Annotated in this window: 24 protein-coding genes; 11 read left to right on the top strand and 13 right to left on the bottom strand. The window is 69.2% G+C overall.

Annotated features, from left to right (window positions below; all coding sequences use genetic code 11):
- Position 1 precedes the first annotated feature (1 nt).
- Together D0D37_RS37280 and D0D37_RS37270 are read right to left on the bottom strand one after the other, a co-directional pair.
- Positions 2-400 (bottom strand): hypothetical protein, encoded by a 399-nt coding sequence (locus D0D37_RS37280; RefSeq protein ID WP_162834656.1) that lies wholly within the window; start codon positions 398-400, stop codon positions 2-4.
- A gap of 152 nt (positions 401-552) precedes the next feature.
- A complete protein-coding gene (locus D0D37_RS37270; RefSeq protein ID WP_116205292.1) occupies positions 553-2,247 on the bottom strand; it encodes a bifunctional 3'-5' exonuclease/DNA polymerase in 1,695 nt (564 codons plus the stop codon).
- 265 nt (positions 2,248-2,512) lie between these two features.
- Here D0D37_RS37270 and D0D37_RS37265 point away from each other — a divergent pair, with 265 nt between their 5' ends.
- A complete protein-coding gene (locus tag D0D37_RS37265) occupies positions 2,513-4,138 on the top strand; it encodes an acyl-CoA synthetase (RefSeq protein WP_116205283.1) in 1,626 nt (541 codons plus the stop codon).
- Between the two features lie 6 nt (positions 4,139-4,144).
- Here the strand turns inward: D0D37_RS37265 and D0D37_RS37260 are convergent, their stop codons facing one another.
- On the bottom strand, positions 4,145-4,834 hold the full coding sequence (locus D0D37_RS37260) for an ATP-binding cassette domain-containing protein (RefSeq protein WP_116205282.1): 690 nt from the start codon (positions 4,832-4,834) through the stop codon (positions 4,145-4,147).
- Entirely contained in the window at positions 4,831-5,769 is a 939-nt protein-coding gene (locus D0D37_RS37255; RefSeq protein WP_116205291.1) for a hypothetical protein, read from the bottom strand. The genes D0D37_RS37260 and D0D37_RS37255 overlap by 4 nt, the downstream gene beginning before the upstream one ends.
- Positions 5,770-6,156: 387 nt before the next feature.
- On the opposite strand from D0D37_RS37255, the gene D0D37_RS37250 reads away from it, so the two are divergent.
- The 5 genes from D0D37_RS37250 to D0D37_RS37230 are packed head-to-tail and all read left to right on the top strand — an operon-like array spanning position 6,157 to position 9,055.
- Positions 6,157-6,453 carry a YciI family protein gene (locus tag D0D37_RS37250; RefSeq protein ID WP_162834657.1) on the top strand — a complete coding sequence of 99 codons (297 nt, stop codon included), beginning with the start codon at positions 6,157-6,159 and terminating at the stop codon, positions 6,451-6,453.
- A 1-nt stretch (position 6,454) separates the two neighbouring features.
- Positions 6,455-6,655 carry a hypothetical protein gene (locus D0D37_RS37245; RefSeq protein ID WP_116205280.1) on the top strand — a complete coding sequence of 67 codons (201 nt, stop codon included), beginning with the start codon at positions 6,455-6,457 and terminating at the stop codon, positions 6,653-6,655.
- Positions 6,656-6,699: 44 nt separating this feature from the next.
- Entirely contained in the window at positions 6,700-7,455 is a 756-nt protein-coding gene (locus D0D37_RS37240) for an SDR family oxidoreductase (protein WP_116205279.1), read from the top strand.
- A gap of 13 nt (positions 7,456-7,468) precedes the next feature.
- Positions 7,469-8,125 (top strand): histidine phosphatase family protein, encoded by a 657-nt coding sequence (locus D0D37_RS37235; RefSeq protein ID WP_116205278.1) that lies wholly within the window; start codon positions 7,469-7,471, stop codon positions 8,123-8,125.
- A 9-nt stretch (positions 8,126-8,134) separates the two neighbouring features.
- Positions 8,135-9,055 (top strand): SMP-30/gluconolactonase/LRE family protein, encoded by a 921-nt coding sequence (locus D0D37_RS37230; protein WP_116205277.1) that lies wholly within the window; start codon positions 8,135-8,137, stop codon positions 9,053-9,055.
- A 74-nt stretch (positions 9,056-9,129) separates the two neighbouring features.
- Here the strand turns inward: D0D37_RS37230 and D0D37_RS37225 are convergent, their stop codons facing one another.
- On the bottom strand, positions 9,130-9,957 hold the full coding sequence (locus D0D37_RS37225; RefSeq protein WP_116205276.1) for an enoyl-CoA hydratase family protein: 828 nt from the start codon (positions 9,955-9,957) through the stop codon (positions 9,130-9,132).
- Complete coding sequence (locus tag D0D37_RS37220; RefSeq protein ID WP_116205275.1) at positions 9,954-10,658, bottom strand: SDR family NAD(P)-dependent oxidoreductase; 705 nt, start codon at positions 10,656-10,658, stop codon at positions 9,954-9,956. Before D0D37_RS37220 ends, D0D37_RS37225 begins: the two co-directional genes overlap by 4 nt.
- An 88-nt stretch (positions 10,659-10,746) precedes the next feature.
- On the opposite strand from D0D37_RS37220, the gene D0D37_RS37215 reads away from it, so the two are divergent.
- The 4 genes from D0D37_RS37215 (at position 10,747) to D0D37_RS37200 (ending at position 14,737) form a co-directional block, all read left to right on the top strand.
- On the top strand, positions 10,747-11,520 hold the full coding sequence (locus D0D37_RS37215) for a PaaX family transcriptional regulator (RefSeq protein WP_116205274.1): 774 nt from the start codon (positions 10,747-10,749) through the stop codon (positions 11,518-11,520).
- Positions 11,521-11,528: 8 nt separating this feature from the next.
- A complete protein-coding gene (locus D0D37_RS37210) occupies positions 11,529-12,320 on the top strand; it encodes a tryptophan 2,3-dioxygenase (protein ID WP_116205273.1) in 792 nt (263 codons plus the stop codon).
- The gene (locus tag D0D37_RS37205) at positions 12,317-13,516 is read left to right on the top strand and encodes an aminotransferase class V-fold PLP-dependent enzyme (protein WP_116205272.1); all 1,200 of its coding nucleotides are present in this window, start codon (positions 12,317-12,319) and stop codon (positions 13,514-13,516) included. The genes D0D37_RS37210 and D0D37_RS37205 overlap by 4 nt, the downstream gene beginning before the upstream one ends.
- 147 nt (positions 13,517-13,663) lie before the next feature.
- On the top strand, positions 13,664-14,737 hold the full coding sequence (locus D0D37_RS37200; RefSeq protein ID WP_116205290.1) for a Glu/Leu/Phe/Val dehydrogenase dimerization domain-containing protein: 1,074 nt from the start codon (positions 13,664-13,666) through the stop codon (positions 14,735-14,737).
- A 240-nt stretch (positions 14,738-14,977) separates the two neighbouring features.
- Here D0D37_RS37200 and D0D37_RS37195 read toward each other — a convergent pair whose 3' ends face one another.
- The 3 genes from D0D37_RS37195 to D0D37_RS37185 all read right to left on the bottom strand — a co-directional run bounded on the left by D0D37_RS37195 (position 14,978) and on the right by D0D37_RS37185 (position 16,617).
- Positions 14,978-15,163 (bottom strand): DUF5302 domain-containing protein, encoded by a 186-nt coding sequence (locus D0D37_RS37195; protein ID WP_116205271.1) that lies wholly within the window; start codon positions 15,161-15,163, stop codon positions 14,978-14,980.
- Between the two features lie 71 nt (positions 15,164-15,234).
- Positions 15,235-15,657, bottom strand: a complete 423-nt coding sequence (locus tag D0D37_RS37190) for a hypothetical protein (RefSeq protein ID WP_116205270.1) — start codon at positions 15,655-15,657, stop codon at positions 15,235-15,237.
- 93 nt (positions 15,658-15,750) lie between these two features.
- The gene (locus tag D0D37_RS37185; protein ID WP_116205269.1) at positions 15,751-16,617 is read right to left on the bottom strand and encodes an alpha/beta fold hydrolase; all 867 of its coding nucleotides are present in this window, start codon (positions 16,615-16,617) and stop codon (positions 15,751-15,753) included.
- A gap of 69 nt (positions 16,618-16,686) precedes the next feature.
- On the opposite strand from D0D37_RS37185, the gene D0D37_RS37180 reads away from it, so the two are divergent.
- Complete coding sequence (locus D0D37_RS37180; RefSeq protein WP_116205268.1) at positions 16,687-17,397, top strand: TetR/AcrR family transcriptional regulator; 711 nt, start codon at positions 16,687-16,689, stop codon at positions 17,395-17,397.
- Between the two features lie 204 nt (positions 17,398-17,601).
- Here D0D37_RS37180 and D0D37_RS37175 read toward each other — a convergent pair whose 3' ends face one another.
- From D0D37_RS37175 to D0D37_RS37160, 4 genes are all read right to left on the bottom strand, one after another.
- Positions 17,602-18,231 (bottom strand): TetR/AcrR family transcriptional regulator, encoded by a 630-nt coding sequence (locus D0D37_RS37175; protein WP_037715077.1) that lies wholly within the window; start codon positions 18,229-18,231, stop codon positions 17,602-17,604.
- A 106-nt stretch (positions 18,232-18,337) separates the two neighbouring features.
- The gene (locus tag D0D37_RS37170) at positions 18,338-20,032 is read right to left on the bottom strand and encodes a flavin monoamine oxidase family protein (protein ID WP_116205267.1); all 1,695 of its coding nucleotides are present in this window, start codon (positions 20,030-20,032) and stop codon (positions 18,338-18,340) included.
- A complete protein-coding gene (locus D0D37_RS37165) occupies positions 20,029-20,805 on the bottom strand; it encodes a carbon-nitrogen hydrolase family protein (RefSeq protein ID WP_116205266.1) in 777 nt (258 codons plus the stop codon). Before D0D37_RS37165 ends, D0D37_RS37170 begins: the two co-directional genes overlap by 4 nt.
- Entirely contained in the window at positions 20,802-22,184 is a 1,383-nt protein-coding gene (locus tag D0D37_RS37160; protein ID WP_116205265.1) for an amino acid permease, read from the bottom strand. Before D0D37_RS37160 ends, D0D37_RS37165 begins: the two co-directional genes overlap by 4 nt.
- Between the last annotated feature and the right edge of the window lie 297 nt (positions 22,185-22,481).

Genomic DNA, 22,481 nt, shown 5'->3' with positions numbered 1-22,481 from the left:
ATCACTTCACCAGGAGCGTAACGGTGGCGGCGCTGGCTGAAACCGTGCCGGCGACGGCGGACAGCGAGGCTGCCACTCCGTTCACGTTGCTGAGCATTCTTCGCAGCGCTTTCGCCGGTGCTTGCTCTTTGAACGCCATCTTGAGCTTCTGCCATTTGTGTTGCCGGAGGTGGCAACCGAGCAGGATGCCGTTCGCGTTGTTGCGGCAGAACTCGTCTTTCCGGGTGGGCGCGCAACACCAGGTCGGCGCTTGAAAGAGGCCGTACAGCACTACGAAGGCCGACAGGACCGCGATGACGCCCGGCCCGATCGCCGGGACCGCCCACAGGGCGATGACAGCGATAAACGCCAGAAAGCTCCAGAGGCTGCCGTTTTTCCTTTTCCTTTTTCTCCCCGCCATGGAGCACGAAGGTACTGATCAACGTCGCCTGGCGGATAGCGCCTTTGCGGTGGAACATCCCGTGGCGAGTGCGACCGACGGCAACACTGCGTTCCCCCGAACGGATTTCCAGGGTGCCGCCATGTGGTTGATGGGAAACCTGAGTCAGCTGATCACTTAGCCTCCGCGTACGTATCCACCGATTTCGCGTCCATCGGAAATCGCACCGGACACGCCTCGCCGAAGACCAGCCGGGCGGATTCCTGGATCGCCTCCTCCACGATGCCCGCGACCTCGTCCGCCAACTCGGCAGGCGTATGCACGATCACCTCGTCGTGCAGGAAGAACACCAGATGCGCCGGAGCAGGCAGCCGTCCGCGCAGGGTCGCCAGCAAAACCGCAGTCAGGTCAGCCGCGCTGGCCTGCACCACGAAGTTCCGCGTGAACCGTCCCCAGCTGCGGGACGCTCGGCGCGCGCGGGTTTCCGTTGCCTCGTCCTCGGTGAGTCCGCCGGTCAAGGCCCGCCACGCGGCGGACGGTGCCGGAGAAGTACGACCCAGCCGCGACCGGACTCGTTCGCCCCGTTCGCCCGCCGCGGCGGCATGCTCCACATAGGACACCGCGTCCGGGAAACGTTGGCGCAGCAAGGCAAGCAACGGACCGGCCTCACCGGAGGTGCCGCCGTACATCGCGGACAGCATGGCGATCTTCGCGCGGGAACGGTCGTCTCTCGTGTCCCCGGGGCGGAGCGGGACATAACGAGTGCCGGAGAACAGCGCCTCCGCCAAGCGCGCGTACAAATCGGTGGCCGCGGCGACTTCGGCCAGGCGGCGGTCGCCGGACAAAGCAGTGAGGACGCGCGGCTCCAGTTGAGCACCGTCCGCGACGACGAGCTTCCAGCCGGGATCCGCGGACGCGCACGAGCGCAGCGCGCGCGGGATCTGCAGCGCCCCGCCGCCACGGGTGGCCCAGCGGCCGGACACCACGCCGCCGACCACGTAGTGCGGGCGGAATCGTCCGTCGGTGACCCATTCGTCCAGCCAGGCCCAGCCGTTGGCCGAGTGCAGCCGCGACAGTTCCTTGTACTCCAGCAGCGGCGCGACGGCGGGGTGGTCGATGTCCTGCAGCAGGTACTTCCGCGCCGCCGGGATTTCGATGCCTTCCCGGCCCAGCGCGCGTACGACGCTGGCCGACGAGTCGGGGTTGACTGGCCGTCCGCCCAGGGCCTCCGAGATTTTCGCGGCCAGCTCGACGAGGGCTTTCGGGCGTTGACCTGCGGGTACGCGTGGTCCGAGGCGTTCTTCCAGCAACTGCAGGTGCCGGTCGGCGCGCCAGGGGAGCCCGGCCGCGGAGATCTCGGCGGCGGCGAGCGCGCTCGCGGATTCGGCGGCGAGCAGCAGCCGCATCCGCGCGGGAGCCTCGGTGGCGGCGACGCGTTTCTCCTGTTCAGCCAGGACTCGCCGGGCCGCCGCAACGACCGTGACGCCCGGCGGCAGACCGGGGCCGCGCGGGGAGAACAGCGTGGGTTGCGCGTCCTCTCCGAAGGCCGGGCCGTCGTCGGGCGGTTCCTCCCCGTTCGCCCGCGCCCACGCCGCCCGCAAACTGCGCGATTCACCCTCTCGGCCCTCGTAGGCGAGCAGCAGCCCCTCGGCGAGCGACAGGTCGTGGCACCGGCCCAGCCGCACCCCGGCCTTGACCAGCGCGGGGTAGACCTCCTCGGCCGAGGGCAGCACCCAGCGCGGGCTCTCGACCGCCTCCAGCCGACGCACCTCGTCGGCCCAGTCGGCGCGCGACAGCCCGCGGAGGGTCCCCGAGGGACCCTCGATCGTGTAACCGGAGTCTTCCTCCCGGCCGGTGATCACCTGCACCGTCACATTGTGCGGACCAGCACCGACAATTTCCGCACACCCGGCGCCCCGGCCCGGTTCCCCGCGGTCCGTGAAGGACTCCTTGAGGGACTCAGATTCCCTCAAGGAGCCCTTCACGGACGGTCTGTCACCGGTACCGGAGATTTCCTCCCCGGCCGGGCACTGGTGCGCGGCCGGGCCTTGCTTTACTGTCGAGTAACTCCCATACCGGCGGTACGGAGACCGTCGGCGTGGGCGCTCCCGCAGCAGCAATGGAGGTGCCCGGATGAGTGTGGCCGAGCTGGCCGGCCAGGTGGCCGGCAAGCTGACCGAGACCGTGCGCAGCGTCGAGGTGATGCGCCGCGCCGGGCTGGTGCCGTTCCCCCGCCTCGACGAGGGCCTGCGTTCCCTCGTCGCGATCCGCAAGTACGGCCCGTTCGCCGGCGCGAACCACATCGCGGCCCGGCGCGATTCGACGGCCGTCGGGATCGTCGACGACCTCGGCCCGCTCACCTTCAAGCAGCTCGACGACCAGTCCAACGCGCTCGCCCGCGCCTGGTCGCAGCGCGGCCTCGGCCCGGGTTCGGTGATCGCCGCGCTGTGCCGCGACCACCGCGGGCTCGTGCTCACCATGGCCGCCTCGGGCAAGCTCGGCGCGCGGTTGCTGCTGATGAACACCGGGTTCGCCAAACCGCAGTTCGCCGACGTCGCCAAGCGCGAGGGCGTCACCGCGCTCGTCTACGACCAGGAGTTCACCGGCCTGCTCGACGCGATCGACGAAGACGTAGAGCGTTACCTGGCCTGGGTGGACCAGCCGGGCGGGCACGAGATCCCGGTGCTCGCCGAGATCATCGCCAGCACCGACGACCGGCCGATGCCCGCGCCCGCCAAACCCGGCGGTTTCGTGCTGCTCACCAGCGGAACCACCGGTACCCCCAAGGGCGCGCCGCGACCGCACACGTCCGCGCTGGCGTCGGCTCAATTCCTGGACCGCATCCCGTTGCGCTCCGGCGAGGCGACATATATGGGCGCGCCGCTGTTCCACGGCACCGGGCTGTCGCAGTTCATCCTCAGCTTCGCGCTCGGCTGCACAGTGGTTATGCGCCGGAAGTTCGACCCGGAGGCGACGTTGAAGGGCGTCGCCACGCATCGGTGCACCGCGCTCGTTCTCGTGCCGACGATGCTGCAGCGGATCGTCGACCTGCCGAAGGAAGTCCGCGACCGTTACGACACCTCGTGCCTGCGGATCATCTTCGTCGCCGGGTCCGCGCTGTCGCCGGATCTCGGCAACCGGGCGAACGAGGAATTCGGCGACGTCGTGCACAACCTGTACGGCTCCACGGAAGTCGCCGTGGCGACGGTCGCCACGCCGGAGGACTGGAAGCGTGCCCCGGGCACGGTCGGCCGCGCGCCGGTCGGCTGTCGCGTCGCGCTGTACGACGAACGCGGCACCAAGATCACCGCGCCGCACGTGACCGGACGGGTGTTCGTCGGCAGCGGGCTCAGCTTCGGCGGCTACACCGACGGTCGCAACAAAGAGATCATCGACGGCCTGCTCTCCAGCGGCGACGTCGGCCACTTCGACGAGGACGGCCTGCTGTTCATCGACGGCCGCGACGACGAAATGATCGTCTCCGGCGGCGAGAACGTGTTCCCGATCGAGGTGGAGAACCTCTTGGTGGAGCGAGAAGACGTCCTCGAGGCGGCGGTGATCGGCGTCGAGGACCCGGATTTCGGCGAGCGGCTCAAGGCTTTTGTGGTGCGCACGGAAGGCTCGACGCTGGACGAGGACGGTGTGCGCGAGTATGTGAAGGCGAATTTGGCGCGCTACAAGGTGCCGCGGGAGGTGGAGTTCCTGGAGGAGTTGCCGCGCAACGCTACCGGGAAGGTGTTGCGGACCAAGCTGAGCTGAGCGCGGTCACTGAAAAAAGCCCAGCAGGTAAGGATCTGCGAGCGCGCGGATCTCGGCGAGCGACCCGGCGGCGATGGTGCGTCCGTCGCGCATGAACACCATCGCGTCGGCGTACCCGGTCTCGGCCAGCAGTGCGCCGTCGTGGGTAATGGTCAGCACGGCGGCACCGGCGTCGGCATAGGCGCGGAGGCTGGCCCACACCTCGTAGGCGGTGCCGCGGTCGAGGGAGGCGCTGGGTTCGTCCACCACGAGCAGGTCCGGTTCAGACAGCAACGCCGCCGCCAGCGCGGCCCGCTGGATTTGCCCGCTGGAATGCTGGTGCGGAAGAAGATCCAGCGTCTCCACGGGATAGACCGCTGCCTTGCAGGCGTCCTCGACGCTCCGGCCGCGATAGCGCTGCTGACGCTCGCTCAGTTGCGCGCCGACGGTCCGCTCCGCAGCGAACGCCGTGACTCCGGACTGCGGCACCAACCCGACGCTGCCACGAACGCACACCTCCCCAGTGCTGCGCGCAACCGAGGGAAGCGAACCCGTCAATGCCGCCGCGACCATCGATTTGCCGCACCCGGATTCGCCGAGCAGCGCGGTGATCCGCCCGGCCGGCACCACGAGACGCACCGAATCCAGGACCGTCTCGCGCCACCGTCCGGTGTCGACCAGAACGGTCAGCTCACGCAGCTCAGCCGCCGGATTCACGAACCCCAGCCGATGCCGAAAATCCCCGGCCCGAAGTCCAGCGCGATCGCGTGCACCCCGTTGCCGCTGTCGAGGCGCAGCCGACGGCGGGCCGGTGCTTCGTCGGTGGCGTTCGCGTACTGCCAGCAGCGGGCGGGCACCGCGGTCGGGTCGAAGCGGATCTCCAGCAGGTACTCGCGGACCGGGCGGCGGAATTCCCGGTAGTGCGTCGCCCGGCATTGCGGGTACGGCGGCCCGGAGTTGCGCAAGGTGTACTCGATGAGGTGCGTCTCGCCGCGTTCCAGCGCGCGGTCGAAGAGCAATTCGGCCACCAGGATGCCGTGGTCGTCGTCCACTTCGGCGCGTCCGACGCGGCAGTTGCGCACCGGCTGCAAGTCGGGCACCGCCGTCGCGTCACCCTGTGCGTACACCAGCAGCCAGCGGTCCTGACCGTCCGCACCGGACTGGAACACCGCGCGCGAGGTGACTGCGAGCTGGCCGCCGTCGGCCGCGATGTCGCAGCGGTCGTGCAGGCCGATGAGCTTCAGCTGGTGCTGCTGGTCCAGCGCGTCGGGCGCGCCGACGCGGTCCAGCAGCGGCTGCAGGATCTCGCGGGTGAAGGTGACCGGTTCCTCGCCCGCCCGGTCGCGCCTGCTCGCGCCGCGCGGCCGCGGCGGGGGCAGCAAACCGAGCAGCGCGCCGTCGGGGACGTCGAGGATTTCCTCCAGCACCCGCACCGCCGACAGCGACCCGGCCCGTTCCGGCTGGCGTTTGCCCGACTGCCAATAGCTGAGCGCGGTGACGCTGACCGTCGCGCCGCGGGCGCGCAGCCGAGCCTGGATCCGGTCCAGGGAAAGGCCGCTGGCTCCGATCGCCGCGCGCAGCGCGCTCGCGAACGCGGTCCGGGCACCTCCGTCGGTGTCCGGACTGGCGTGGTCCGCATGTCGCTGCGTCATTTCCTTCTCGACCGCCCCCATCGGTAACCGACCGTGCCGAGTCCGACACAGGCACGGTAGCAGCCGCCGGACCAGGTTGTACCGCCGTACCACTCCTACGAACGGGCTAGTACTGGCAACTGTGAACCATTGCCCTGACCTGCACGGTCGCGCTTCTATGGCCAGGACGGAACGCGCCGCCCCCGGCGCGTCCGGAGCCTCGGCCCCGGCAGCGCGGACCGCGCCCCGCGCCCGGCCGGCGGCCGCGCCCGGAACCGGTGGCCCGGCATGCCCCCAGAGGCCGGGCCACCGGTCATCCGCGCCGGACTTGCGCGAGCGCCCGAAGCGGCAGACCATGAGCGCGATCCCCGTCAGCGGGGCGGTTTCCCTCGATCGCAGGTGATCGGTATGGCGAAATTCCTTCTTCTTTACCGCGCCGACGAGTCTGCCGCGGAGCGCATGGCCCAGGCGACGCCGGAACAGCAGGCGGCCGGGATGCGGGCTTGGACGGCGTGGTTCGCCAAAGCAGGCGACGCGGTGGTGGACGGCGGCGCGCCCACCGCCGGCGGGGACGGCACGGTAGGCGGGTACTCGATCCTGCAGGCCGATTCGGCGGACGCGGTGCAGGGGCTTCTCGCGGGGCACCCGCACGCCGAGATCGGCACGATCGACGTGCTGGAAATCCTTCCCCAGCCGGGGGCGTGAGATGGCCGCGCCGGAGTTCGACGGCAAGTGCGCGTTCGCACTGAGCCTGGGACCGGCGGGCAAAGCGCCCGCGGGCAAGGCACAGCACGCGCTCGAGGTCGACGGCAAGACCTACTACTTCGTCGGGGCAGTGCCGAAGCTGCTGTTCCGGCTGATTCCCGGCAGCCGGGAGCGGGCCGAGCGGAGGTGGGCGGCGGGGTGAGCCGCGGGACCGCCAGGTTGGTTACCAGCGGGTAGGCTCCGGGCATGGTCCTGCGGCAGAACATCCTGATCACCGGAGCCAGCTCCGGTCTCGGCGAGGGAATGGCCCGGCAGTTCGCCGCTCGCGGCCGCAATCTCGCGCTGTGCGCCCGGCGCACCGAACGGCTCGACGACCTGGCCGCGCAGCTGCGCGCCGCGTACCCGGGCATCACGGTCGCGACGCGGGCGCTCGACGTCACCGACCACGCCCGCGTCTTCGAGGTGTTCGAGGAATTCCGGACGGAACTCGGCAGGCTCGACCGCGTGATCGTCAACGCAGGGCTCGGCAAGGGACAGCCGGTCGGCGCGGGCCGGTTCGACGCCAACCGGCAGACCCTCGAAACCAACCTCGTCGGCGCGGTGGCCCAGATCGAGGCGGCGGCGGGCATCTTCCGCGAGCAGCACGACGGGCACCTCGCGGTGATCTCGTCGTTCATGGCGTTGCGCGGTTTTCCCGGGAATTTCACCGCGTACTCCGCGTCGAAGGTCGGGATCTCCGCGTTCGCCGACGGCGCGCGACTGGAGCTGAGCAGCCACGGCATCACGGTCACCGACGTGCGGCCCGGATACATCAGCTCCGAGATGACCGCGCGCTCGACCAAGCGCAACCCGCTGATGGTGTCGGCCGAAGCCGGTGCGCACGCGCTGGTCAAGGCGATCGAAGCGGAGCCGAAGCGCGCGTACGTGCCTTCGTGGCCCTGGGTGCCGCTGAGTGTCGCGATACGCTTGGCTCCTGGCCGGTTGCTGCGCAAGTTTTCCTGACGGGACGGCATAAATGGGTGCGATCTACCTGATCCGGCACGGGCAGGCGTCGTTCGGCGCGGCGGATTACGACGCGTTGTCGCCGCTGGGTTTCGAACAGTCCGCTTTGGTCGGCGCGGAGCTGAACCGGCGCGGGGTCGAGTTCGCGCAGGTGCGCTCGGGAACACTGGCCCGCCAGCGGGACACCGCGGCGACCGCGTTGAAGGTCTTGGGCTGCGACGTGCCGGTGATCGAAGACGAACGCTGGAACGAATACGACCACGTCGACATCGCGCGCCATCACGCGGGCGGTGCGCCGCAACAGGATTCGCGCGAGTACCAGCGGTTGCTGGATGCCGCGCTCACCGCGTGGGTCGATTCCGGCGACACCGGTCCCTGCACGGAAAGCTGGCCCGCCTTTCTCGACCGTTGCACTGCGGCGCTGGCGGAGCTGGCAGGTTCGCTGGGCAAGGGCGAAAACGGGCTCGTGTTCACCTCCGGCGGCGTGCTGGGCGCGGTCGCCGGATCCTTGCTGGGCACGCCCGGACCTGGGCTGCTGAAGCTGAATCGCGTCACCGTGAACACCGGCATCACGAAGCTGACGTCCGGCCGCGGCGGCGTGACTTTGTTGTCCTTCAACGAGCATCCGCATCTCGAAGGCGAGACCGCGCGGCTGCTCAGCTACCGGTAGGAGGCCGGCGTGCGGTTCGGTGAGGTCACGATCGTCCCGGTGAACGGGCACGGTCCGGAAGACGTGGTCGTGGACGCCGAGGGCCGGGTCTACACCGGCGTCGACGACGGCCGGATCCTGCGGCTTTCGCCGGACGGACGGCGGATCGACCTGCTCGGCGACACCGGCGGCCGCCCGCTCGGCCTGGAGCTGTACGGCGACGACGAACTGCTGATCTGCGACGCCCGCGCCGGGTTGCTGACCATGCCGCTGGCCGGCGGCGAGACCACGACCCTCGCGACTTCCGGGGCCGGGCTGGATTTCGTGTTCTGCAACAACGCCGCGGTCGCCGCCGACGGCACGATCTACTTCACGGATTCCTCGCGTCGCTTCGGCATCGACAACTGGCGCGACGACCTCATCGAACAGACCGCCGGCGGACGGCTCCTGCGCCGCACCCCGGACGGTCGCATCGACTTGCTCGCCGACGGTCTCCAGTTCGCGAACGGCGTCGCGCTGCCGTCGGACGAATCCTATGTGGCGGTGGCCGAAACCGGTGCCTGCCGGGTGAGCAGGGTCTGGCTGACCGGTCCGCGCGCGGGCGACCAAGACGTCCTGATCGACGATCTGCCGGGCTTCCCGGACAACATCGCGACCGGTTCGGACGGGCTCATCTGGATCACCGAGGCCAGCCCGCGCGTCCGTGCGCTAGACGTCGTGCGCCGTCTGCCTCGTGCGGTCCGGACCGCGGTACGCGCTCTCCCGGACGCGGTGCAGCCCGCCCCGAAACGCCGGGTGGGCGCGGTCGCAGTCACCCCGGACGGTGCCGTGGTGCGGGAACTGCGCGGCGAGATCCCGGGCTTCCACCTGCTGGTGGGCATCCGCGAGTACCACGGGCGGCTGTGGTTCGGCTCCCTGGAAGAAAACGCGCTCGCCTACACCGACCTCTGACCAGCTGTCCGTGAAGGACTCCTTGAGGGACTTAGATTCCCTCAAGGAGTCCTTCACGGACAATCAGCGGGCGGTCAGCGGCCGGTCCACTGTGGACTGCGACCGGCGGACCAGGCGGCGTAGAACTCCTTGTGGTCCTTGGCAGTCATCAGAAGGGCTTGCGTGATGGCTTCCAGCTCGATCGAGCTGCCGAGGTCGCTGTCGAGTTCGCGGGTCAGCAGCACCTTCGTGGTGGAGTACGCGAGCGCCGGGCCGTCCGCGAGCCGTCGCGCCAGCGCGGTGGCTTCGTCGGCCAGTTCGGCGTCCGGCACCACCCGGTTCGCCAGCCCGATCGCTTCGGCGCGCGCGGCGGGGAGTTTGTCGCCCAGCATCAGCAATTCCGTCGCACGGCCGAGGCCGACCAGCCGCGGCAGCAGGTAGGCCGAACCCATGTCCGCGCCCGCCAAACCGACTTTCGTGAACAGGAACGCGAACTTCGCCGATTCGGCCAGCAGCCGGAAATCGCTCGCCAGCGCGAGCACCGAACCGGCACCCGCCGCGACGCCGTTGATCGCCGCGATGATCGGGATCGGCGTCTCACGCATGGCTTTCACCACCGCGCCGGTCATCCGGGTGAATTCGAGCAGTTCCGCGGTGTCCATTTTCTGCAGTTCGCCGATGATTTCCTCGACGTCGCCGCCTGAGCAGAACCCGCGGCCCTTTCCAGTGAGCACAAGCACTCGCACGTCGCCGCGATGCGGCAATTCGGCGACGAGGTCGCGCAGGTCGGCGTAGACGTCGAAGGTGAGCGCGTTGAGCTTTTCCGGACGGTCGAAGGTCACCGTCGCGACCCCGTCGTCCACCGTGAACTCGAAGTGCTCCCACGATTTCGTGAGCGGGACACTGGCGCGGAACGGGCTCATTTCTGGATTCCTCCACCGTCGAGTACGAGGGTCTGTCCGTTGATCGCGGCCGCCTCCGGGGCGGCGAAAAACTCCACGGCGTACGCGATTTCGCCGGGTTCGAGCAGCCGGCCGAGCGGGGAGGCGGCGGCGAGCGCGGCTTCCGCGTCGGCTTCGTCGCGGCCGGTGCGTTCGCGGATCCGGGCCACCGACGTCGCGGTCATGTCGGTGCGGACGAACGACGGGCACACCGCATTTGACGTGACGCCAGTACCGGCGACTTCTGCCGCCACCGCCCGCATCAAGCCGACCGCCGCGTGCTTCGACGCGGTGTAGCCCGAGGTGTAGCGCGCGCCGGCCAGGCCCGCGGTCGACGCGACCGTGACGATTCGCCCGAAGTCGCGTTCGCGCATCCCCGGCAACACCTCGCGGGTGCACAGGAACGCGCCGGTCGCGTTGACCTCGAACTGGCCGCGCCAATCGTCGAGGCCCGTCTTCGCCAGCGGCGCGCTCGACGACACCCCAGCGTTGTTGACCAGCACGTCGACCGGTCCGAGCTGGGCGAAGTACGCGCGGACGGCAGCCTCGTCGGTCACGTCGCACTCGGCGCGGCCGGGGGAGTGCACCGTCGCGCCGGCGCTGCGGAACCGCTCGGCGACGGCCGCGCCGATGCCGCGCGTGCCGCCGGTGACCACGACAACTCGGTCCGAAAAACTGCTCACTCCCGAAAGCTACACTGCAGCGGGCTGAGGTGTATAGAGTTGCCTCGTGCCCGACACCGAACCCGCCCGCACACCCCAAGAGCTTGTGATGACGCTGCTGGGGAGCTACGTGCGCCCGCGCGAGAGCAAGCGCGTGTGGTCCGGCGGCCTCGTCGCTCTGCTGCACGAGCTGGGGTTCTCCGACGGCGCGGCCCGGATCGCGCTGACCCGGCTGGTGCGCCGCGGCCTGCTGTCCCGGCACCGCGAAGGCCGGCTGGTGCACTACTCGCTGACCTCGCGCACGGTCGCCCTGCTCGACGACGGCGACCGGCGGATCTTCGGCCTCGGCCGCCGCGACGAACCGGCCGGGACCTGGACCGTGCTGTGGCAGAACATCCCGGAAACCCGGCGCAAATCCCGTGAACGGCTGGTGCGGAGGCTGCGCTTCCTCGGTTTCGGCCCGGTCCAGGACGGCACCTGGCTCGCCCCGCACGACCGCGAGGCCGAGGTGCTCGCGCTGCTCGCCGAACTCGAAGTCGCCGAGCACGCCGGTCTGATGCTCGGCACGCCGTCCGCCGCGCTGGACGTGCGCCGGCTCGCCGGACGGGCGTGGGACCTCGACGGACTGTCCGCCCGATACGCTGCGTTCGTCGCCGAATTCGGCGACTGCCCGCAGGACCTCAGCGACCCGGAAGCGTTCGCCGTGCGCACCCGCCTGGTGCACACCTATCGCGAATTTCCTTCGCTGGACCCGGAATTGCCGTCCGAGCTGATCCCGGCCCCGGAGACCCGGGCCGCCGCGGTCAAGCTGTTCCACGACCTGTATTCGGCGCTGGCGCCACCCGCTCAGCGCCACTTCGACCGAACCCTGTCCACGAGATGAGGAACCCGATGACCGGAACCGACGACACCCAGGCCGCGCTCAGCTACACGTCCTACCTGGCGCTCGACGAGGTGCTGGCCGCGCAGCGCCCGCGCTCGGACGAACACGACGAACTGCTGTTCATCGTGATCCACCAGGTCTACGAGCTGTGGTTCAAGCAGATCCTGCACGAGGCGGCGTTCCTCCAGGAGAACCTGGAAGCGGGCAACACCGCGCATTCGATCCGCACGCTGCGCCGCATCCTCACCGTGCTGAAGGTGGTGGTCGCGCAGATCGACGTGCTGGAGACGATGACGCCCAGCCAGTTCACCAGCTTCCGCGCCCGCCTCGACGCTTCGAGCGGCTTCCAGTCCGGCCAGTTCCGCGAGCTGGAGGCGGTGCTCGGCCGCCGCGACGAGCGCGTGTTCGCGCACTACCCGGAAGGCGGCGAGCAGCGCAGCCGGATCGCCGACGCGATGCGCAGGCCGTCGGTGTTCGACTCGTTCCTGGCGTATCTGTCCGGAAAGGGCTACCCGGTCGCCACCGACCGCGACGTGACCCGTCCGCTCGAAGCGTCGGCGGAACTGCAGGAAGTGCTGCTGAAGGTCTACCAGGACGACGGCGGCCCGTCGGTGCTGGCCGAGGCGCTGGTCGACCTCGACGAGGGCCTGCAGGAATGGCGCTACCGGCACGTGAAGATGGTCGAACGCACGATCGGCGACAAGACCGGCACCGGCGGCTCGTCCGGCGCGACCTACCTGCGCACCACGCTGTTCAACCCGATGTTCCCGGACCTGTGGGCCGTCCGGAGCCGGTTGTGACCACTGTGGAATCCTTGCGCGCCAAGGAAAACGCACTCGCCCCGCACTATTCGCGGTTCCACGTCGCCGACCGGCTGCTGCTGTCCGCGCATTCGCACCAGGCCTGGCCGGACGTCGCCGAAGAGGGTCTGCGCGAAGCGTTCGCCGACGCCGCGGAGGAGGTGGACGAGAAGTGGGGCCGGGCGTTCGCGAAGGCCGACGAGTTACGAAACGGGTTCCGGCAGTGGCTGTCCGATCCGCACGGCGACTACGCGCTCGGCCAGAACACGCACGAACTCGTGCTGCGCTTCTTGTCCGCGATCGAGCTGCGGAAGCGGCCGCGAGTGGTGACCACGGACGGGGAATTCCACACCCTGCGCCGCCAGCTCACCCGGTTGGCCGAGGAGGGCGTCGAGGTCGTCCGCGTGCCCGCCGCGCCCGTGGCCACTTTGGCCGAACGGCTCGCCGAGCAGGTCGACGGCCGCACCGCCGCGGTGCTGACGTCGGCAGTGCTGTTCGAGACGTCCTGGATCGTGCCGGGCCTCGCGCATCTGGCTGAAACGTGCCGGAGCCGCTCGGTCGAACTGGTCGTCGACGCCTACCACGCGATCGGCGCGGTCCCATTCCCGATGCACGACCTCGGCCTCACCGACGCGTGGGTGCTCGGCGGCGGCTACAAGTACCTCCAGCTCGGCGAGGGCAACTGCTTCCTGCGGCTGCCCGCGCACGCACAGGAGCTGCGCCCGGTGATTACCGGCTGGTACGCGGAATTCGGTGCCCTCGCCGACGAACGCCGCCCGGACGAAGTCGCCTACGCACTAGGCGGCGACCGGTTCGCCGGAGCCACCTACGACCCGTCTAGCCATTACCGCGGCGTGCGGGTACAGCGGTTCTTCGCCGAAGAAGGACTCACCGCCGAGTTCCTCCGCGAGGTGTCGCAGCATCAGGTCGGCCTGCTCGCCCGCTGCTTCGACGCCCTCGACCTCCCCGACGACGTCGTCACTCGCGACCGGGAAACCCCGCTCGACGGCATCGGCGGCTTCCTTTCGCTGCGCAGCCCGGTCGCCGGGCAGCTGTGCGAACGCCTGGCCGCGCGCGGCGTGCGGACCGACAGCCGGGGCCATTACCTCCGGTTCGGCCCCGCGCCGTACCTGTCGGATGAACAGCTCGAGACCGCGATTTCCACACTTCGGGAAGCTGTCGCGGATCTGGGGTGAAGCTCCCGGGCTGCGGGTGGTGGCCCGGAGAACGGCGAAGTAGGTTGACGGTGTGCACCGGTGAACGGGCAACCCTCGTTCCCCGGCGCGCACCGTTCACACATTTGCGCGGCCACAAGCCGCGTGGGCGACAAAGGAGTCACCACCGTGACCGAAGGCGTGTTCGGCCGGCACAGCGGCCATGAACAAGTCGTGTTCTGCCACGACGAGGCCAGCGGGCTGAAAGCCATCATCGGCATCTACTCCACCGCTTTGGGCCCGTCCCTCGGCGGCACCCGGTTTTACCCCTACGCCACCGAAGACGCCGCGCTGGACGACGTTCTCGCGCTCTCCAAGGGAATGGCGTACAAGAACGCACTCGCCGGCCTCGACCTCGGCGGCGGCAAGGCCGTCATCATCGGCGACCCGAACACGCTCAAGTCCGAAGCGCTGCTGCGCGCGTTCGGCCGGTTCGTGGATTCGCTCGGCGGCCGTTACATCACCGCCTGCGACATGGGCACCTACGTCCGCGACATGGACGTGGTCGCCCGCGAGACCCGGCACGTCACCGGGCGCTCGCCAGAGGACGGTGGGGCCGGCGACTCCTCGGTGCTCACTGCTTTCGGCGTATACCAGGGGATGCGTGCCTCCGCGGATCAGGTCTGGGGCATCCCCGAACTGACCGGCCGCCGCGTCGGCGTGGCGGGTGTCGGCAAGGTGGGACACATCCTCGTCGGCCACCTGGTCGAGGCTGGTGCGCACGTGGTGATCACCGATGTCGCGCCCAGTGCCGTGGAACGCACTCGTGCGGCATACCCAGGCGTCGAGGTGGTGTCCGATGTGGACACCATGATCGGCACCGACTTGGACGTCTTCGCCCCGTGCGCGATGGGCGGCGTGCTCACCGACGAGACCGTGGCCGCCTTGCGAGCCAAGATCGTCTGCGGCGCGGCGAACAACCAGCTCGCACACCCCGGCGTCGACAAGCTGCTGGACGACCGCGGCATCCTGTTCGCCCCCGACTACCTGGTCAACGCAGGCGGCGTGATCCAGGTGGACGACGAACGGCACGGCTTCGACTTCGCCCGCGCCCAGCGCAAAACGGCGGCCATCTTCGACACCACGAAAGCGGTGTACGACTTGGCGAAGGCGGACGGCGTGCCCCCCGCTGCCGCCGCCGACCGCCTGGCCGAGCGCCGGATGACCGACGTAGGCCGCCTGCGCTCGATCCTCACGGTGTAGCAAGGCAAACGTCCGTGAGGGGAACCTTCACGGACTCTGAGTCCCTCAGGGTTCCCCTCACGGACAGCCGCGACCCCAATGCCACCTTGGGGCGCTAGCCCAACCGCAGCCGAGGCACCCACACCACCCCCGCACCCCGATACGAAGCCAAAACACGGGCGGAGGGTGCTTGTCAAGGCATCTTTCCCGCCTTGACAAGCACCCTCCGCCCGTAGTCACAATCAAGCTTCGGGGTGGCGATCAGCCGCTCTTACGCCGAAAAGTCCGCTTGTTAGCCGCGGGCCCATGCGCATGCTGACTCTGCTGCCCCGCATTCTCATGCGCAGCCCCCTCGCGAGCCTTGGCCTGCTTCCGCTCCAGCGCCTCGCGGAATTGCCGCTTGACGTCGCCCTCCTCGTCGCTGGGTGCCGGTTGCGCTTCACTCATGGCTGACCTCCGAAGATGACGACGTGATACCCCGTCAGCCTGGCACCCTTCGCGCACCTTGGCGAGCCATTTCAGAGTGATGCCACCCGGCGGTGGCCAGCTTCGACCGCCTTCCGCGGCTCCGGCACGACCGCCTCCGCGAAGACTGGACGAACCCGCCGAACCGTGCGCCATCCGGCACCGAGAGCAAGTCCGAACCCCGCCGCACCAGCCAAAATCACCGCGACCCACCCAGTCGCCGCGATGAAAAGCAGCTCCCCGGCCCGGCCGTAAGCGAACCCGGAAAGCACCGCCCACCCCACCGCCACGACCCCGGCCGCCGCGAGCGGCGTCGTGATCACTGCCACTGCGCCGACCGCGAGCGCCACGGCCGCCACGGCATAACCGGGATGCGCAGCGGCCCCGGAGAGACCCGCCACGATCGCAGCCGTCACCACCGCCACACAACCGAGCGGGAAACCGAACCCGCCCGCAAGCCGTCCTTCAGTACGCATGCCCCATGGCACCCCGCCCGGGCGCGTAGAGCAGGGCACGCGGACGGGTTCCGTACGCCCCGGCCCTTGTTATTGACGGCTTCTTGACCTCGATCAGGCGCGAGCGGTCGCGCGGACGATCGCAGCCACGATCTCCGGCCACAACGGCTCCGGCAGATCGTGACCCATGCCCGGAACGATGACCAGCTCCGAGTCCGGAATCGCCGCCGCAGTGGCTTTCCCGCCGCTGACGTCGATCATCACGTCGGAATCGCCGTGCAGCACGACCGTCGGCAAGTGGACGTTGTGCAGTCGTTCGGTACGGTCGCCCGACGCCACGACAGCGGCCGCCTGCCGCTGCATCCCGGCAGGGTGCCGACCCCGGTCGTAGTTCCGGGTTGCCTTGCGCCGCAGGTATTCCTCGGTAGCCGGATAGCCCGGCGACCCTGTCACGCGGTAGTTCGCGACGCTCAGTTCGATCTGCTCCTCGCGCGTTTCCGGCACCGCGCCGGTGAGCGTCGCCAGGGCGGCGGGCGAGACCTGGCCGACCGACCGGTCGCCGGTCGTCGACATGATCGACGTCAGGCTCAGCATTCGGTCTGGGTGGTCGATCGCGAGCTGCTGCGCGACCATCCCGCCCATCGAAGCGCCGACGACGTGCGCCTTGGCGAAACCGAGCGCGTCGAAGAGCCCGACGGTGTCGTTCGCGAGGTCGGACAGCAGGTACGGCGCCGGGGCGGTGCCCGCGATGATCCCGGCGAGGTCCGGCGCACCCAGCTCGTCGAACCAGGTCGACAGGCCCGCGTCGCGATTGTCGAAGCGCACGACGTGGAAACCCTGGCTCGCGAGCAGCTCGCAGAAGCCCTCTTCCCAGGTGATCATCTGAGCGCCGAGCCCCATCACCAGGACGAGCGGCGGGGCGGCCGGATCGCCGAACGTGTCGTACTCGAGTTCGAGGCCGTTGGCCTGTGCGCGTGGCATCCCCCGATCATGCCGCAGCGTGGAACCGCGTGTGGCCGAGCCGGCCGGTTCCCGGTTACGGTGCACGGCATGCCGACTCCGCGTGCCGGACAGCGCGCCCGGTCCCGTTCGGCCGCCGGGCTGCCCGCGGTCACCGCGAAAAAAGTGATCGACGCGGCGGTGAAGCTCACCGTCGAACGCGGTTTGGAGAACTGGACGCTGCGGCAGCTGGCCGCCGCGATCGGCGCGTACCCGGCGGTGGTCTATCACCACGTCGGGGACCGGGACGCGGTCGTGTGCGCGGTGCTCGACCGGGTCGTCGGCCAGCTGCGGCTGCCCGATGACGCGCTGGAGTGGCAGGAGTGGTTCGTCGAACTCCTGACCGGCCTGCGCGAACTGCTGCGCAAGCATCCGGGCACGGCACGCCGGATGGCCTCGTTCGGCCCGTCGGTGGCCGCGGCCACGCCCACGGTGGACCGCGGCGTGCGGATCCTGCTGGACGCGGGCTTCGGCGACGAGAGCCCGCTCGCCTACACCATCCTCACGACCACCGCGTGCCAGTACGTCGCGCTGGAGGACGACCGCGACTGCAGCCTCGCGTTGCGCCTGGACAACACCGAGGAGTACGCCTCCTATCGCGACCGCGAGGACCTGCCCGGAATGGCCGCGCACGGCACCGCGATGCACGCGCTGCTCACCGACCCCGAGGCGGCGGCCGGTTACCATCCGCGACTGTTCGACTTCGCGATCCGCCGGTGCCTCGACGGCCTCACCTGCAGATTGGCCCAGCTGAACGGGTGAAATTCGCGAAATTGCTCCGCATGAGCATTCGCACTGGGCCGTCCGCGTGGTGATGGTGAAAAGTCGGGGCGCCGCTGCGCCGACCGACACCGATTCGACGCCTTCCCGGCGTAGCGTGGACAGTTACCGGGGGCCATGCCTCCGGAAGGGGCCCCCGGCACTTTCCTCCCCCCTCGTGGTGCCGGGGGTTCTCCTTCCGGCGGTTCAGTGCTGGGGCGGATGCTGGATCGCGGGGAACACCTGTCCCACCACGGTCACGAGCGACATGGTGAGCAGCGTGTGCACCTGGCGCCGGTCCAGCGAGCGGTGCACGAGCCATTCCCTGCCCGCCGCCTTGACCATGCCGGCGAACGCGCGCACCGCGGCGTTCAGTTCCTCGCCGTGCGCGCTGTCGCGGGACAGCCCGACCGCCTCCAGGACGCGGTCGGCCGACGCGCGGTCGGCCTCGGCGACGATCCGGTCCACCTCCGGATCGCGGCCGATGCCCTCCGGCGCGATCGCGGCGAGCCACAGCTTCTCCTGCCCGCGCACCATGTCGAGCAGCCAGTCGATGGCGGCGTCCGCGCGTACTTCCAGCGGTCCGTCCGGCAGAATCTGCACCGCAATCCGCGGCACAGTTAGCGCACGCCGAACGATTTCGAGGTACAACTCCCTTTTCGTTCCGAAATAATGATTGATCAGTCCGCGGGCCACGCCTGCCTCGGCCGCGATGTCCGAAGTGGACACTTCCGAATACGGTCGTTCGCCGAACAGTCTCGCCGCACAGGCGTAGATCTGCTCTTTGCGTTCGTCCGGTTCGAGTCGCCGCCACTTCGGCGCCGGATCGGTGCTCATGGCATCAGTTTGGCATGATCGGTTCAGTAAGGCGGATCAACCGGGCGGAATGTCGCGGCGGAAACACGTTCGGCTGCTACCGCGCGGTATGGGTTGACGGCCCGGTTCAGTCCGGAAGCTCGATCGGCGCGAGATCCCCGAACCGGTCGCCCGGGCCGGGATTCGCCGGATCGCTCGCGCCGCCGAAGTGCCGCTGCACGCCCCACACCGCGTTGAGCGCGGTCTGCACCGCGCCCTCGGCCCAGCCCGCCGTCCACGAGATGTCGTCGCCCGCGAGGAACAAACCGCGATAGCGCTCAGGCAGTGAATCCTGCACGAAGTGCGTGAAAAGCCGGTGCTGGTACCGGTAATGGCCGGGAAGGTTCGCCTTGAACGCGCCCATGAAATGCGGTTCCGCCTCCCACGACACGGTCACCGGGTCGCCCACGATGTGCCGCCGCACGTCGACGCCGGGGTAGATCTCGCGCAGGGACTGCAACATCACCTCGACGCGGTCGGACACGCTGAGCGGCAGCCACTTCAGCGAATCGTCGGCCCACGTGTAGGACAGGCAGATCACCGCGGGCCGGTTCGGGTCGTCGCCGAGAAGGTAAGTGCCGCGCGGCATCCGGTCGGTCAGCGTCATGCTCATCGTGTCGCGGCCGGTGACCGGGTCCGGGTCGAGCCAGAACGGGCGGTCGACGGGCACGAACACCTTGGAGGAAGCCATATAGTGGGTGCGTTCGATGGCGGTCCAGTGGTCGATCGGGAACAACGCCTCGTCGCATTCGATCTTCGACAGCAGCATCCAGCTCTGCGCGGTGAACACCGCTGCCGGGAACGTGCGGATGTGGCCGGACGCGTCGGTGACCGTGATGTTGTTCGGCGCGGTGCGGTGCAGCCGCGTGACGCCTGGTCGCGGCTGGCCGTTTTCGTGCAGGGAAGCGAGATTCGTGCCGGACGGCCAGTGCGCGAGCTTGTCCGGGACGTGCTCCCACAGCCGCTTCGGGAGCTGTCCGCTGCCGCCGACGATACTGCGGTGCTCGTCGTCCGCGCCGGTATAGACCACTCGGAGGATTTCGAGAATCGAGTTCGGGAAGTCGGTGTCCCAGCCGCCGGTGCCGAATCCGACCTGCCCGAAGATCTCGCGATGCTGAAACGAGGAAAAGGCCGGGGAATCGCACAGGAATCCGTAGAAGGTCTGGTTGTCGAGCCGGGGCACCAGCTCGTTCCAGATCTTTTTGACCGTCGCGGCGTCGCGATTGCGGATCGCGGTCTGCATCTCGGCGAACGACGCGTGCTCATCGAGCGTGCGCTGCCACGCCTGCGCCACTTCGCCGTATACATCGGGCAGATCTTCGGGCGTGCGCGCGTAATAGCTGCGGCCTTTGAGATCGACGACTGTGCTCGGCGTGGCGGGCGAAAGCGGGTTCGGGAACGGCGTCGTTTCCAGCCCGGCCTTGTCGAGGTAGTGGAACAGCGACGTCGACGACGGCGGGAACCGCATCGCGCCCATCTCGGCGACCACGTCGTCGGGCAGGCCGGGGAAGTGGTGCGTGCGCAGCCGTCCGCCGAGCCCGTCGATCTCGTACACGACGGGCCGCAGCCCGAGCTTCATCAGCTCGTAGGCGGCCACGAGGCCGGAGAGGCCGCCGCCGATCACCGCGACCTCGGTGCCGTGCACCTGCTCCGGCACCGTGCCGAGCCCGGCCGGATGCGCGAGGTAGTCGTCGTAGGCGAACGGGAAATCGGGGCCGAACATCGTGATCGGCCGGCCGGCCGGTTCCTCGGCGTGGATCGCGGCGGGAACTGCGGAGGTCATGCCCGGGGTCCTTCGGTGAGAGAGCGGTACAGCGACGGCCGTCGGTCGGCCAGGTACGGGGTTTCGGCTCGCGCCTGAGCGACCACAGCGGGATCGAGGTCGGCGAACAACAGTTCTTCGTCCGGCCCGGCCTTCGCGACGACGTCGTCCGGCGACGCGACTGTCGAGCCTCCGCAGTAGCTCAGCTCGCCTTCGGTGTCGCAGCGGTTCGCGTACACGACGTACAGCTGACTTTCGTGCGCACGAACCGGAATGAGCAAGTCGGCAACGCGTTCGTACGGCCGCATCAACGCCGTGGGGACGAGCAGCACCTGCGTGCCCGCGAGCGCGTGCGCGCGGACCAGTTCGGGGAACTCGACGTCGTAACAGATCAGCAGACCGGTGCGGAGGCCGTTGACGTCGGCCTGCACCACCGGCTCGTCACCGGGGGAGAACTGGTCGCGGTCGAGGTCGCCGAACAGGTGGGTCTTGCGGTAGTTCGCGAGTCGTTCCCCTTGCGCGGACAGCAATTGCGCCGAGTTGTACACCGCGTCGCCGTCGCGCTCGGGATAGCCGTAGACCAACCCGATCTGGTGCTGAGCAGCCAACGCGCCCAGCTCGGCCGCGCGTGGCCCGTTCGCCGGTTCTGCCAGCTCGGCGACGGCTTTCGCGCCGATGTTGTAGCCCGTCGTGCCCATCTCGGCGGTCACGATCAGCTCGGCGCCGCGCTCCGCCGCCGCGGCCATCGCCTCGGGCAGCCGGTCGTAGGGTCCTTGGTGGACGGCGATGATCATCGGACCTCCGCGAGACGGGAGCGGCGGATGCTGTAGCCGAAGTAGATGACGAGGCCGAGCAGCATCCACGCGCCGAACACGATCCAGGTCGCCCCGTCGAGGCTGAACATCATGTAGGCACAGCATGCCACCCCGAGGATCGGCGTGACCGGCGAGAACGGCACCCGGAAGGTGCGCTCGGCTTCCGGGCGGCGCTTGCGCAGGATCAGCACCGCGATGTTGACCAGCCCGAACGCGAACAGCGTCCCGATGCTGGTGGCGTCGGCGAGCTTGCCGAGCGGGATGAAGGCGGCGAGCACCGCGACGAACCCGGACACCACGAGCGTGTTGGTGCGCGGCACGCCGGACTTCGGATGCACCTTGGACAGCGATTTCGGCACGAGCCCGTCGCGGGACATGGCGAAGAGGATCCGCGTCTGTCCGTAAAGGACGGTCAGCACGACGCTGGAGATCGCCACGATCGCGCCGATCGCGAGCAGGATCGCCCACAGCGGATTGCTCGAGATCGTGGTGAGCACGTGCGACAGCGCGGCCTGCTTGTCGCCGAACTGCTGCCAGGGCAGCGCACCGATCGCCGCGAACGCGACCAGGCAGTAGAGCACGGTCACGATGGCCAGCGACAACAAAATCGCACGCGGCAGGTCACGCTGCGGGTTGCGCGCCTCCTCGCCGGCAGTGGAGGCAGCGTCGAACCCGATGTAGGAGAAGAACAATTTCGCCCCGCCCGCGCTCATCCCGGCCAGCCCGAGCGGCAGGAACGGAGTGAAGTTCTGCGCGCGGACAGCGGTGAATGCGATGGCGCAGAACAGAATCAGCGTGCCGATCTTCACCACGACCATGACCGCGTTGGCCCGCGCGCTCTCCTTCGCGCCGGACAGCAACAGCACCATCGCCAGCAGTACCACGACAATCGCCGGAATGTTGACCAGCCCGCCGTCACCCGGCGGCCCGCTGAGCGCATCCGGCAACGCGACGCCGAACGCCAGGTGCAGCAGTTCGTTGACGTACTGCCCCCACCCGACCGCGACGGACGCGACGGAGACGCCGTACTCCAGGACCAAACACCAGCCGCACACCCAGGCGATCAACTCGCCGAGCGTCGCGTACGCGTAGGAGTAGGAGGAGCCGGACAGCGGGATCATGCCCGCCAGCTCGGCGTAGGAAAGCGCGGAGAACAACGCGGTGATCCCGGCCAGCACGAACGAGACCACGACGGCGGGCCCGGCCACCGGAACCGCCTCGCCGAGCACCACGAAAATCCCGCTGCCGAGCGTGGCTCCGATGCTGAGCATGGTCAGCTGACTGAGCCCGAGCGACCGCTTCAGCGGACCGTGATCCGCCTCGGACACCAGGTCGGTGACCGGTTTGCGGCGCAGCATCGCCGCGGCGAGCCTCCCGCGCGCAGGACTGGAGGAGGTGGTGCTCACCGGGCGGCTCCTAGCGATTCATTGTGACGCCACTGTCGACTTCGAGCCACGGTATCGATCGAAAATTGCCCCGAGAACCGAGAACTGTTGTGGATTGCGGGTGACGGCAGGTGATTCATTGCGCTCTCGGGGTCGGTTGGTGCGGGGTGGCGCGGCCTGGGCCGGTTCGGGCTTCCGGGCCGGGAATGACTCTAAGTGATCGGTGCCGGGGGTTCGCGGGGGCGGGTTTCGTGGGCAGATCGGGTGGTG

The sequence above is a fragment of the Amycolatopsis circi genome (assembly GCF_003385235.1).
GTDB lineage: Bacteria > Actinomycetota > Actinomycetes > Mycobacteriales > Pseudonocardiaceae > Amycolatopsis > Amycolatopsis circi.
The sequence above is the reverse complement of the archived record's forward strand: the minus strand, read 5'-3'. Positions and strand labels throughout refer to the sequence as shown.